The sequence below is a fragment of the Halorubrum saccharovorum DSM 1137 genome (assembly GCF_000337915.1).
Classification (GTDB): domain Archaea; phylum Halobacteriota; class Halobacteria; order Halobacteriales; family Haloferacaceae; genus Halorubrum; species Halorubrum saccharovorum.
Window position 1 is genome coordinate 1 of sequence record NZ_AOJE01000063.1, and the last position, 11817, is coordinate 11817.

Here is an 11817-nt window from a genome sequence, read left to right on the forward strand (position 1 = left end):
ACGTCGTCAGAGACTTATAAACAGCCGATAGCAACATCACTCGATCGCTTATAAACAACTATTTCACCAATTCGCTATACCTACTCCCGCTATCAATCACCGTTACCAGCGCTCCTGAATTCTTGATCGGCCTCGGCCGAAGGGGAACCGAGTTCGTCGGCCCGCGCTCGGTTTACGCGACGATGAACTGGTTCCAGATCCCCGAGACGAGGAAGAACAGCGAGTAGTAGGCGACGAACACCATCATGACCACCGAGGCGGCGATCGAGCTCTTCGGGGCCTCGATCGGCATGTCGTTGCGCGCCTCGACGTTGCGTGCTTCCAGTTCGAACAGGTCGGCGATCAGCATCGTGATCACGATCACCGAGAGGATCGTGCCGCTGACGGGCGCGTCGAGGACGAACAGGAACGTTAAGAGCAGCAGCCCGATGTTCGTGAACGCGTGGGGCGTGTACGGCTCGACGCCGTCGCCGTCAGCCCCCTGTTCGACGTGGTGCCGGTGTGCGATGTGCCGGGTCGCGAGGTTCGCGACCGCCATCACGAGTATCGCGTACGGCAGCATCGGTCCGACTTCGGACAGCCAGCCGAGCGGAACGAGGAACTGCAGTGGGTCCATACCCACACATCCGGTCACGAGTTATTAGAGTGTTTCCGATCAGCGCGCTCGCGAGGCCCTCCCGGCACCGCGAACGCGACCCGATCGACCGTCTCGATCTCGATCGGTCGGTGCGGCTCGACGGTGCCGCGTCGCTCTCCGTCGACCACGAGCCCGATCGGCTCGCTCTCCCGTTCCACCGTGAGCCGCACCCCATCCCCCGCGATCCACGCGTCCGTCCGGATGCTGAAGGGAGCGATCGGCGCGACCGAGATCCCGCCGCCCGGCTCCACGAGAGGGGCGTCGGCGGCGTTCGCGTAGCCGTCGCTCCCCAGCGGCGTCGCGGCGACGACGCCGTCGGCTCGGACCGACTCGTCCCATCCGCGGGGAAATCCGACCGCGAACTCCGAGATCCGCGCCGGTTCGTCGGTGACGACGGCGACGTCGAACGCGGCCCGAGCGGACTGCTCCCGCCCGTCGTCGACCGCGAGGACCGGATGGCTGACGCGCCTGACGGCGTCGGCACCTCCGGACTCGCCGAGCAGCCGCCGAAGCACGTCGACGGCGCCGTCGCGGTCGAACGCGAGCCGCCGCTCGGCGACCGGGACTACCGTACTGTCCGACGATTCGACGACTGCGTCGCGGATCGCCTCGTCGCCGACCGCCACGAGGAGGGCCGTCTCTGGACCGTCGTCACCGACTGTCTTCGCCTCGGCGTCTCCGTTCGCTCCGACGTTCGCGCCCGCGGGGCCTGCGAGGATCCCTCCGGCGTCTCGGACCGCGTCTCGGAGATCCGACGTTCGCTCGCCGTCGCCGACGACGGCGACGCGGCGTTCCGACGCTTCCATGTCCGGGAATGCGACCGGTGGGAGTGAAAACCTCCCGGTTCGCGGCGGCCGGGCGGGCTAGAATGGCCAGTCGCCGGTGATCTTCATCCCGGTCGCCTTCCCCTCCCGTTCGAGCGCGCTCGCGATCTCGTCGGTCGGCCGCTGCGCGGTCGACACGTCGTCGCCGGCGAGGTCGACGACGAGCTCCGTCAGGAGGATCGCCTGCTCGCGGAGGTTCCGCGACTCCAGTTTGTCGAGCGTGTCGGCGCCGGTGTGCCCCCACCCGCGACCGCGCCCCTCCGTCTCGCCGGAGACCATGTACCCGGGGATCCCGCGTTCGACGAAGGGCCAGTGGTCGCTGTGGGGGACCAGCTCCTCACCGAGCGAGATCGGATGGTCGAACCGGTTGCTCACGCGCTCGCCGGCCGCCTCCAGCGCGTCGAATCCGTGGTGGTCGAGCTTCAGGGTGCGACCGAACACGTTGCTGTCGACGTTGACGACGGCCTTGACGCGGTCGGGATCGACGCCCGCGGCGAACCGGGAGGAGCCGACCAGTCCCACCTCCTCGGCGCCGAAGCCGACGAACCGGACTCGCGTGTCCAGTTCGTCCTCTCGGGCCGCGAGCGCGTTCGCGACCTCGACGAGCGTCGCGGTGCCCGCGCCGTTGTCCATCGCCCCCTCCGCGAGGTCGTGGGCGTCGACGTGGCAGGAGACGACGAGGTACTCGTCGGTGTCGGGGCCGAGGTCGGCGACCGCGTTCCCGCTCGTCGCGTCGTCCGTCTCGCAGTCGACGGCGACGGTGAGCTCCTCGCCCTCGCGTCGGCGCGCGAGGCGCGCGCCGGCCTCCTTCGAGACGCCGACGGCCGGGATCTCGCCGATCGGCGCGTCCGCGGTGCCGACGCTCCCGGTCGGCGGCAGCGTCCCCTCGACGTGGTTTGCGAAGACGAAGGCGGCGGCGCCCGCCTCCACCGCGTGGTAGTACTTCTCACGGCGGTGGACGAACCGATCGACCGAGTCGGGGGTGTCCGACGAGACCATCACGACCTTGTCCGTCAGATCCACCTCGAAGTCTTCGGGGACGCCGTACCCCAGGTCGACGAACTCGCCGACCGCCTCGCCGCTCGGGCTCCGCGGGAGCGCGATACAGGCGTTTTGGCCGCTCGCGACGACCTCGTCGCCGCGTCGGATCTCGCTGTCGCCGCGTTCCCAGCCCTGGATCTCGAAGTCGTCGATCCACGCGTCGCGCGCGCCGGCGTCGGTCAGCGCGTCGCGGGTCAGTTCGAGCCCGGCGCGCTCGCCGTCCGAGCCGGCCATGCGGTCGCCGACGTCGACGAGTGATTCGAGGTGGTCCCAGCCCGCGTCGCTCGTGAAGACGTCGCCGATCCAGTCGGTCATGCCTGTGGGTAGCCGGGGTCGGGGTCAAACGTTTCGGTGGCGGCGGGGCCGGGACTGGCGCGTCGTCACGTTGGGGATCCGCGTGAGGTGCGCGCTACGCTCCGAGAGCCGCCGGAACGAGCGCCGTCGCGGCCTCGGCGGCCGCGAACGTCGAGTCGTACGCGTGGTTCAACATGAGGTAGGTGACGACACCCAGGACGAGCGAGAGGAGCCACGCGCTCGCCGCGATCCGACCGACCCGGCGGTGCGGTGTCTCGGTCCGGAGCTCCGCCTCGGAGTGGGTGAGCCCGAGGACGACGGCGTAGAGGACGACGGGCACGGCGACGACGGAGAGGACGATGTGGATCGCGAGCATGAGGAGGTACGCGTAGTAGATCCAGTCCCACAGCGGGACCCACGCGTACGCCGAGTCGAGGACGAACTCCCGCGTCCCGCCCCCGGCGACCTTCGGCAGATACAGCCCGAGGAACACGAGGATGAGTGCGAAGGAAGTGGTCATCGCCGCGGCGTGTCTCTTCACCTCGCCGTTGCGGATCCAGTACCACCCGAGCGAGAGCGTGACGATCGTGACGGTGTTGACGGCGGCGATTGCGTGCGCGAGCAGATCGACGGTGCCCCGCGTCAGTTCGGGGAACAGCGCCTGAAACTGGGGGACGAGAAACACGCCGCCGACCGCGCCGTAACCGACGATCGTGAGGAGTACGGTGACCGCACCGGCTCGCTCCTTGACCCGATCGCGAACGCTAGCGGTGGACATACGCGAGGTTATCGCGGGACCGTTAATTCGCTTTCGAGCGCGGAACCGGTCGCCGGCTGTCGTCGGGTCGTCGGCTGTGGTCAACTGTCGTCGGCTGTCGTCGGCAGGTCGTCGGCAGGTCGTCGGCAGGTCGGCTCACCGGTGAGTCGGTCACCCGTCGATGACGCCCGTCGCGGTCGCGACCTCGATCGCGGCCGCCTCGTTGATCCCGCCCTGCAGGATCGTGTACCGGTCCCGGATCTCGTGAGCGCTGGTGAGGGCGGCGATCAGCTCCGCGTCGTCGATCCCGAGCTCGGCGGCGGTCGTCGGCGCGTCGAGCTCGGCGAGCGCGTCGCGGATCGCGGTCCACTCCCCGTTCTCGCCGCTGTGGAGGTACTCGGTCATGATCGACGCGACGCCGACCTGATGGCCGTGGAGCGCCCGCCCGGGCGCGGTCCGGTCGAGCTGGTGGGAGATGAGGTGTTCCGCGCCGGAGGCGGGCCGCGAGGAGCCCGCGATCGACATCGCGACGCCGGAGGAGACGAGCGCCTTCACGACCACCCACGCCGACTCCTCTAACCCGGGCCGGATCATGTCGGCGTTCTCGACGAGCAGCTCCGCCGTCATCTCCGAGAGCGCGCCCGCGTACTCGCTGTACTCGACGTTGCGCAGCCGCCGCGCGAGCCGCCAGTCCTTCACCGCGGTGTAGTTCGAGATGATGTCCGCACAGCCCGCGGTGGTGAGCCGCCAGGGGGCGTCCGCGATCAGCGTCGTGTCCGCGACGACCGCCAGCGGCGGGTCGGCCGCCACCGAGTGGCGCGTGTCGCCCTCGGGGATCGAGGATCGCCCCGAGACGATCCCGTCGTGGGAGGCGACCGTGGGGACGGAGACGAAGCCGACGCCGAGGTGGTCGGCGGCCATCTTCGCGATGTCGATCGGCTTCCCGCCGCCGAGGGCGATCAGGTAGCCGGGGTCGACCGCCTCCGCCGTCTCGGTGAGCTCCTCGACCGCCTCGAAGGAGGCCTCCTCGACGACGGCGGTCGCGGGGTCGTCGAACTGCGCGCGCACCCGGTCGCCGGCGATCTCGTTGGGCGTCGGGCTCGTCACGATCAGCGGCCGTCCCGTGAGGTACAGCTCGCCGACCGCCTCCCCGAGGTCGTCGAGGACGCCGTGGCCCACGAGAACGTTCCGCGGGAGCTTGATCCACGTGGTCTTCTCGAACATACCGGGCGGTCGCGCCCGCGGGTGAAAGCCGTTGTCCATGTCGGTCGGGGAGCGATCGGGCTCGCCGACCGGCTCCGGCCGCCGGGGGCTCAGCTCCCGAGCGCCGTCAGCGCCGTCAGCGTCGTCGCCGCGTCGTAGAGGAAGTAGACGCCGAACCCGGCGAGCACGACCGCGGAGCCGACCGCGACGATCGGCGCGAGCGTCTCGATCCGGCGTTCAGCTGCGACGAGCCCGGCCGGGAACCCCACGATCCACGTCAACACGCCGAGGAAGAACCCGCCGATGAGGGCCGGCGAGCCGGTGGCGACCACGAGGCTCCCGGCGAGGTCCTCGCCGACGACGGGAAGCCGGGCGAGCACGTCGAGCTCGCCGGGACGGAGGAGTCCGACACCGATCGTCAGCCAGAACAGCACTTGGTACGGGTTCGTCAGGGCGAGCACCAGCGCCTTTCGGAACCCCTTCCCCTCCTCGACGACGGGCTCGTCGCCCGAGGTGGGACGGAACGACGCCCGCGCGCCGCGCGCCGCGCCGACGGCGAAGTACAGCATCAGGACGCCCCCGACCGCGACCATGACGCCCTGTAACAGCGGGAACGACTCCACGATCGCGACGACGCCGAGGTACGCGAGGACGAAGAAGATCGCGTCGGCGGTCGCGGCGCCGAGGCCGGCGCGGAAGCCGGCGAGGCGCCCGCGCAGCACCGACTCCTCTGCGATCACGGCGTTCATCGGTCCGGGCGGGGCCGCGAGCGCTAGCCCGAAGACGACACCGGCGCCGAGCGTTACGAGGAGATTCACACCGTTCTGGAGGGTCGTTTTCGTGAAAAGTCTCGCGAACGAATGGTGGTCGTCACAGGCGAGGAACCCGCATCGATGTACGAGTGTGTGCGTGAGACCCGGGGCGTGGTCGGTGTGGGCGGGCCTCACTCCCGATCAGCCGGCGTCCTCGACCCGGATCGAGCGAGCGATCTCGGCCGGCAGGCTCTGCTCGCCGGTCGGCGTCGCCACGGTCACCATTCCGAACGGGGCGACATCGACGACCTCGATCTCGGTGCCCGGCGTGATCCCCGCCTCGGCGAGGTACTCCAGTTCGTCCTCGTCGCGGTCGGAGACGCGGGCGACGACGACGCGGTCGCCCTCCTCGCGGTCCGCGAGCCGCGCGCCGCTTCCCTCGTCGACCGGTTCGAGGTCAGCGCTCGGGATCGGGTCGCCGTGGGGGTCGACGGCGGGATCTCCGAGCGCCTCCGCCACGCGCCGCTCGAACGCCTCGGAGATGTGATGCTCCAGGGCGTCGGCCTCCTCGTGGACCTCGCTCCAGTCGTAGTCGAGCCGCTCCGCGAGAAACGCCTCCAGCAGCCGGTGGTGGCGGACGATCTCCAGGGCGACCGCCTCGCCCTCCGCCGTCAGCTCCGCGCCGCGGTACGGCTCCCGCTCGACGAGCCCGCGGTCCTCCAGTTTGCCCAGCATGTCGGTGACCGACGGCGATGTCTTGTCGAGGTACTCTGCGATCGCCGACGTCGAGACGGGCGGGCCCTGCTCGGACTGGAGGACGTAGATAGCCTTCAGGTAGTCCTCCATCACGTCGCTCAGCATTTATAAGCGATCGCGCGCGGCTGCGGAAATATCTACCGGGAATCGCCTCGACGGGCGCCGCTCGCCGGGCTCGTCACCGTCGGGCGGTCAGTCCTGCAGTTCCGCGTCCCGAAGCGCCTCGTTGAGGTCCTCGCGGACGCGCTCGCCGGTCTCGCGGTCCATCGCGGTCGTGACGATCCGGTTCTCCTGCACGCTGGAGCCGTCCCGCAGGAGGAGCCGGACGTTCCCGTTCGTCCCGGCTCGCGTCGCTTTCGCGCGCAGCCCCGTCCGGGAACCGGTGCCGCCGGCGTCGATCGGGCCGGGGACGATCTTCTTGACGTGGGGGTGTTGCGCGACCGTGCTGACCGCTTTCCGGCCCTTCCGGTCGCCGATGAGCGTCGAGTGCGACCCGCCGATCTTCTCGCGGGGCGGCGTCTCGACGACCTCCAGCGCGCGGTCGCCGCGGCGGTCGAGCACCCACGAGACGACCGGGCTCTCGCGGTCGCGCTCCCCGCCGTCGGCGGATCCCTCGCCGATCCCCTCGTCGGGCACGCGGTAGAACTCGTGGTGGACCTGCGCCCGCGTCTCGCGGAGGGGTTCCCGAGAGCCGGCGGCGTAGACGGTGTCGGGTCGCTTCCGGCGGATCTCGTCGGCGACCCGCCCCGCGAAGTTGCGGAGCTGGATCTCGGTCAGCTGCTCGTCGGTCTCGGGCCGAGTGGTCACGGTCGTCTCTCCGACGACCTCGTCCTCGTCGAGCATCGTGAGCCGGGCGCGGTCCTCCTCGAACTCGACGACGACGGCGTCGGCGTTGGCGGTGTTGCAGGTGAGACAGTAGTCCCCGGGCTTGCGAAGCGGGGTCCCGCACCGCCGGCAGTTCATACCGGTCGGAGGGTCGTGCCCGATAAAAGGTCGTCCTTCGGACCGCGACAGCGGTTCGGTCGCCCCCATGTTCGACTCGCGCGCGACGCCTCGGCCGATCCGCCGCGGGAGGCAATCCCTATTAGTCTCCCAAGCGTCCGATCGGCACATGGACGGAGACCGACGCCGCGACGCCGCGGGCGACACCGAGGCCGAGACCGTCGAAGACCGGCTGGAGCGCCTCGTCCGCGACGGGCGGGCCAACGCTCTCGTCGCGTGGGCCATGGTCGCGGTCCTCGTCGGCGTCCTCGTCGAGAGCGCCCTCGACGCCGACCTGCTCGCGGGGGCCATCGTCGTCGGCCTCGGCGCGGTCGTGCTCGCGCCCACGGTCGCCGCCCGCGACTGGCGCGCGATGCTGCCGGCGGAGCTGGTCGGTCTCGCGCTGTTACCGGTGCTCGTGCGCGCGCTCCTCGGGGGCGAGCTGGGCACGTTCGCGACGTACGTCGCCATCGCGGCGCTGGCGCTCGTCGTCACCGTGGACCTCCACATGTTCACCACGCTGCGTGTCACCCACTGGTTCGCGGTCGTCTTCGTGATGCTGGCCACGCTGGCGACGGCCGCGGTGTGGACTGTCCTCCGCTGGAACATCGATCGCACGACGGAGACGGCGTTTCTGACGACGAACGAGGCGCTGATGACCGAGTGGATCTACGTCACGTTGGCGGGGATCGCCGCGGGGCTCCTCTTCGACGGCTACTTCCGGCGCCGCGGGCGGCGCCTCCGTCGGACTATCCGGCGGGTGGTGCGCCGATGACGCTGCTCCCGCGCCCGTCGCTCCGGTCGCAGCGCTGGCTCACGGGCGCGATGCAGGTCCTGCTCATCGGCATCATCGCGTACGGCTTCCTCGCGGGCGAGCAGAAGGCGATCAGCAACGGGATCATCGCCTTCCTCGTCACGCTGGTCCCGGCGGTCTTGGAGCGCCGGTACGACCTCCCGCTCGACCCGTGGCTCGCGCTGTGGATCACCTCGGCGGTCTTCCTCCACACGATGGGGTCGGCCGGGTTCTACGCCCGAGTCGAGTGGTGGGACCACGTCACTCACTCGCTGTCTGCCTCACTGGTCGCCGCGGTCGGGTACACGACGCTTCGGGCCGTCGACCTCCACTCCGACGAGATCCGCATCCCGCCCCGGTTCTCCTTCGTGTTCATCGTCGTCGTCGTGCTCGCGTTCGGCGTGCTCTGGGAGCTGTTCGAGTTCGCGCTCGACATCGTCGCCACGGAGACCGGTATCGACATGCCGCTCGCGCAGCACGGGCTCGAAGACACCGTCTCGGATCTCACGTACAACACCATCGGCGCGGTCCTCGTCGGCCTGTTCGGGCAGGCCCACCTCTCGGGCGTCGCCGAGACGGTTCGTGACCGGTTGTTGGCGCGCACGCAGGGCTGAAAGCGCGGTATTCGGCCTTCGACGGTCCGGGTGCGGGCCTTCGGCGGCTCTAACTTACGGTCACTGACCTACCGCAGACACGCCGCCACGACCCGCAGCGCGGCCTCCCCGCGGACCTCCTTCGCGAGCAGCGGGACGCGCTTCACGTCGCGTCCGCGGAAGAGGTCCGTCGCCCGGCGCAGCGCGTCCTGCTGGACCTTCCAGCGACGCGCGCAGAACTCGCAGGTGTCCGGGTTCGGCTCGACGATCCAGTCTGGATCGATCGCGGCCCCGCTCCCGTCGGTCACGTCGCCGACGCCCTCCATCACCCGGTTGACGACGAGCGTGTTCACCGGAATGCCGAACTCGTCGAGCCGCGCGACGAGCCGCTCGGACTCGGCGACGCTCATCTCCTCGGGGATGGTCACCACGCGGAAGTCGGTCTTCTCGGGGTCCCGCAGCACGCTCCGGAGGCGCTCGATCCGCTCGCGGAGCTCGTCGAGGTCGGCGGAGGGGTCGGCGTCGTCGTCCCCGCCGCCGAACATCCCCTTGATCCCGTCCATCATCCCGGAGAAGCGGTTGCGGAGCTTCATCACGCGACCGATCATCGAGTCCATGATCTCGGGGAGCTGGAGGAGTCGGAGAGTGTGGCCCGTCGGCGCGGTGTCGACGACGACGCGGTCGAACCGCGGGTCGTCGAGGTACTCCAGCAGCTGGCGCATCGCGGCCGCCTCGTCGGCGCCCGGCATCGTGCCGCCGAGGGGGGAGCCGAGGCCGGCGTCTTCCCCGTCGTCCGCGTCGCCCGTGGGGCCGCCCGCGCCACCCGCGCCACCCGCGCCGCCCATCATCCCGCCCATCGCGTCCCCCATCTCCCCCATCCCGCCGAGGGGGTCGCCGTCGGCGCCGAACATCCCCTCCTCCATCGCGTCGTCGGGGTCGATCTCGGCGGCGTACAGCGGGATCTCCTCCCGGATGCGCGACGGCTTCGCGGGGATTTCCGTCTCGTAGGTGTCGGAGAGGGAGTGAGCCGGATCGGTGGAGACCACGAGGGTGCTCACGCCGCCGGCCGCCGAGGCGAGCCCGGTCGCGGCCGCCATCGTCGTCTTCCCGACGCCGCCCTTCCCGCCGTAGAGGACGTAGTCCGGTGCGTCGACGCCCACCGGGAGGGCGGTGGCGTCGTCCGTCTCGGTCGGGAGGTCGGGGCCGTCGGAGCGGTCGGGTTCGGGACCGGCGTCGGCGTCGCCGTCCCCTTCGCTCTCCGGCTCCTCGACGCGATCCACCGGCTCGACGTCGATATCGTCCATACCGGGTCGTGGGCGCGGCGCGCTTGTGTACCCGTCGGTACGGATCTGCGGACTGTGCCAAGCAATTCGTTCGGATCTTTGAGAGTTTGAGCGCTATCGAAAGCGGGTGCCGGTCGCTCGTCGAACCCGCCGGTGGTTGGGTGACTCCCGCCAAAGCCCCAGCCGATTGCTTATAAATGGCTGTTAGCGGATCGTCGTCTGACACCGCCAAATCCCCAGCCGATTGCTTATAAATGGCTGTTAGCGGATCGTCGTCTGACACCGCCAAAGCCCCAACCGATTGCTTATAAATGGCTGTTAGCGGATCGTCGTCTGACACCGCCAAAGCCCCAGCCGATTGCTTATAAATGGCTGTTAGCGGATCGTCGTCTGACACCGCCAAAGCCCCAGCCGACGAGGGCGGCGTACGCTCGCTGTCGTTCGAAAGGCGCGGAGCGCCTTTCGTGATGACGAGAGAGCAAAGCTCTCTCGAACCACGCTCCTCGGTCGCTCGCGTCGCTCACTCCCTGCGGTGCTTGCGTCACCTACGCCGCCCTCGTCGGCTGCCCCTTTGAGTCCCGCCCCGCACAGCACCGCCGGAAGACGGTCCTGCTCGCTTCGCTGCGCGGGCTGCGACTTCCGTGCTCCCGCTCGCTCCCGTCGGTCGCTCGCGGGACCGCAGCCTCACACCTCCCCAGCCTCGTCAGTCGCCCTCCGCGTTGCTCCGGGCGACTGACTCCCTCGCGCGCGCTGACTCGCGGCCTGTCGGCCGCTCGCAGGCACGCGCCAACCGCATCTGAATCTTGAAAGCCGCTTAAAAGGGTGAGTCCGTGCTACTCGTCGTCGCCGCCCGTCACGTCGGCGTCGTCTCTCTCGCTCCCGGCGCCGTTCCGCACCTTCACCGCGACGCCGCTCGCGAAGTGCTCGGCCTCGGCGCCGGAGAGCTCGGCCCGCCCGACCGCGAACAGCGCGTCGTCCTCGTCGACGACCAGCACCTCGTCGCCGGGGCGGATCCCGTCGTCGGCCGCGGTGACGAACTTCGCGAAGGCGTTGCGCCCCTCGCGGACGAACGGCTCGCTCTCCTCCCCCACGACCATCCGGTGATGCGGGGCAGCGAACGCCTCGCGGAGCCGGTTCCCGCCGGCGATCCCGAGCGTGAACCGCCCGTCCGTGCCGTACGAGACGAGGCGGTCGCCCTCGGGGCTTCCGGGGTCGTCGTCCACGTCGCCGACGATCACCTGTCGAGGGCGGCCGCCGCTCGACCGCCGGAGGGTCAGCGTCTCGTCCGGGGGGAACAGCGCGTCGCCCGCGCCCGCACCGAACTGGTAGTCGGCGCCGGTCCGCAGGTCCGAGAGGGCCGCTGCGTCGCTCATACTCCGGCTATCGCGGCCACCCGCAAAGCCGTTGCGACACGGACTGGCGACTCATCCGCTCGCCGTGAAGTCGGTGGCGCCCCCGTCTCCGTCGACGCGCCAGCGATCCGCGAGGTCGCGGTACGCCGCCGGATCGGTCGCGGCGACCTCGGGGATCGGGCCGGGCGCGCCGACGACGAGTCCGTCGGGGTCCCGATGGGCCGCGAGCAGCGCCGCCAGCTCCTCGGCCGCGGGGACGATCGCCCGCACGCACTCGATCCGGCAGCCGAGGTCGATCGCCGCCGTCAGCCGGTCGATCGCGGCCTCGGCGTCGCCGCGCCCGACTGCGACCCGCCCGAGGTCGGCGAGCGCGCGCGCCTCGATCGCGGTGAATCCGCCGGCCCGCGCGTGCTCGACCCCGGAGTCGAGCCTCGTCGCGGCGTCGTCGAGATCGCCGCGTTCGAACGCGAGCGCCCCCCGGTTCCGGTCGAGCATCGCCAGTCGGCGCCGCCCGGCGTGGTCGTCAAGCAGCGACTCGGTTCGGTCGAGCC

13 protein-coding genes are annotated in these 11817 nt (G+C 70.4%); 2 read left to right on the forward strand and 11 right to left on the reverse strand.

Annotated elements, in window-relative coordinates:
• Positions 1-172: 172 nt before the first annotated feature.
• The 8 genes from C471_RS12930 to C471_RS12965 form a co-directional block, all read right to left on the reverse strand.
• Positions 173-616: a DUF7313 family protein gene (locus tag C471_RS12930; protein ID WP_004049694.1), complete on the reverse strand. Its 444-nt coding sequence runs from the start codon at positions 614-616 to the stop codon at positions 173-175.
• Between the two features lie 14 nt (positions 617-630).
• Positions 631-1443 carry an NAD(+)/NADH kinase gene (locus C471_RS12935; RefSeq protein WP_004049695.1) on the reverse strand — a complete coding sequence of 271 codons (813 nt, stop codon included), beginning with the start codon at positions 1441-1443 and terminating at the stop codon, positions 631-633.
• A gap of 57 nt (positions 1444-1500) precedes the next feature.
• The gene (locus tag C471_RS12940) at positions 1501-2817 is read right to left on the reverse strand and encodes a M28 family peptidase (RefSeq protein ID WP_004049698.1); all 1317 of its coding nucleotides are present in this window, start codon (positions 2815-2817) and stop codon (positions 1501-1503) included.
• Between the two features lie 94 nt (positions 2818-2911).
• Positions 2912-3574 carry a DUF420 domain-containing protein gene (locus C471_RS12945; RefSeq protein ID WP_004049700.1) on the reverse strand — a complete coding sequence of 221 codons (663 nt, stop codon included), beginning with the start codon at positions 3572-3574 and terminating at the stop codon, positions 2912-2914.
• Positions 3575-3724: 150 nt separating this feature from the next.
• Positions 3725-4777 (reverse strand): NAD(P)-dependent glycerol-1-phosphate dehydrogenase, encoded by a 1053-nt coding sequence (locus tag C471_RS12950; protein WP_004049702.1) that lies wholly within the window; start codon positions 4775-4777, stop codon positions 3725-3727.
• An 89-nt stretch (positions 4778-4866) separates the two neighbouring features.
• Complete coding sequence (locus tag C471_RS12955) at positions 4867-5574, reverse strand: LysE family translocator (protein ID WP_004049704.1); 708 nt, start codon at positions 5572-5574, stop codon at positions 4867-4869.
• Positions 5575-5709: 135 nt separating this feature from the next.
• Positions 5710-6369: a metal-dependent transcriptional regulator gene (locus tag C471_RS12960; protein ID WP_004049706.1), complete on the reverse strand. Its 660-nt coding sequence runs from the start codon at positions 6367-6369 to the stop codon at positions 5710-5712.
• Between the two features lie 87 nt (positions 6370-6456).
• The gene (locus tag C471_RS12965; protein ID WP_004049708.1) at positions 6457-7227 is read right to left on the reverse strand and encodes a DUF2103 domain-containing protein; all 771 of its coding nucleotides are present in this window, start codon (positions 7225-7227) and stop codon (positions 6457-6459) included.
• A 148-nt stretch (positions 7228-7375) separates the two neighbouring features.
• Here C471_RS12965 and C471_RS12970 point away from each other — a divergent pair, with 148 nt between their 5' ends.
• Positions 7376-8020: a hypothetical protein gene (locus C471_RS12970; RefSeq protein ID WP_004049710.1), complete on the forward strand. Its 645-nt coding sequence runs from the start codon at positions 7376-7378 to the stop codon at positions 8018-8020.
• Positions 8017-8652, forward strand: a complete 636-nt coding sequence (locus C471_RS12975; protein ID WP_004049712.1) for a hypothetical protein — start codon at positions 8017-8019, stop codon at positions 8650-8652. The genes C471_RS12970 and C471_RS12975 overlap by 4 nt, the downstream gene beginning before the upstream one ends.
• A 68-nt stretch (positions 8653-8720) precedes the next feature.
• On the opposite strand, the gene C471_RS12980 is transcribed toward C471_RS12975, so the two are convergent.
• The 3 genes from C471_RS12980 to C471_RS12990 all read right to left on the reverse strand — a co-directional run.
• Entirely contained in the window at positions 8721-9935 is a 1215-nt protein-coding gene (locus C471_RS12980; RefSeq protein WP_004049715.1) for an ArsA family ATPase, read from the reverse strand.
• Positions 9936-10747: 812 nt separating this feature from the next.
• A complete protein-coding gene (locus C471_RS12985; protein ID WP_004049717.1) occupies positions 10748-11287 on the reverse strand; it encodes a PUA domain-containing protein in 540 nt (179 codons plus the stop codon).
• 51 nt (positions 11288-11338) lie between these two features.
• Positions 11339-11817 (reverse strand): tetratricopeptide repeat protein (locus tag C471_RS12990; protein ID WP_004049719.1); only part of this gene is annotated, 479 nt, incomplete at its 5' end.

Bases quoted from the DNA above. Each gene is read 5' to 3' on its own strand.
- C471_RS12930 (WP_004049694.1), bottom strand. From the start codon at position 616: ATGGACCCACTGCAGTTCCTCGTTCCGCTCGGCTGGCTGTCCGAAGTC.
- C471_RS12935 (WP_004049695.1), bottom strand. From the start codon at position 1,443: ATGGAAGCGTCGGAACGCCGCGTCGCCGTCGTCGGCGACGGCGAGCGA.
- C471_RS12940 (WP_004049698.1), bottom strand. From the start codon at position 2,817: ATGACCGACTGGATCGGCGACGTCTTCACGAGCGACGCGGGCTGGGAC.
- C471_RS12945 (WP_004049700.1), bottom strand. From the start codon at position 3,574: ATGTCCACCGCTAGCGTTCGCGATCGGGTCAAGGAGCGAGCCGGTGCG.
- C471_RS12950 (WP_004049702.1), bottom strand. From the start codon at position 4,777: ATGTTCGAGAAGACCACGTGGATCAAGCTCCCGCGGAACGTTCTCGTG.
- C471_RS12960 (WP_004049706.1), bottom strand. From the start codon at position 6,369: ATGCTGAGCGACGTGATGGAGGACTACCTGAAGGCTATCTACGTCCTC.
- C471_RS12965 (WP_004049708.1), bottom strand. From the start codon at position 7,227: ATGAACTGCCGGCGGTGCGGGACCCCGCTTCGCAAGCCCGGGGACTAC.
- C471_RS12970 (WP_004049710.1), top strand. From the start codon at position 7,376: ATGGACGGAGACCGACGCCGCGACGCCGCGGGCGACACCGAGGCCGAG.
- C471_RS12975 (WP_004049712.1), top strand. From the start codon at position 8,017: ATGACGCTGCTCCCGCGCCCGTCGCTCCGGTCGCAGCGCTGGCTCACG.
- C471_RS12980 (WP_004049715.1), bottom strand. From the start codon at position 9,935: ATGGACGATATCGACGTCGAGCCGGTGGATCGCGTCGAGGAGCCGGAG.
- C471_RS12985 (WP_004049717.1), bottom strand. From the start codon at position 11,287: ATGAGCGACGCAGCGGCCCTCTCGGACCTGCGGACCGGCGCCGACTAC.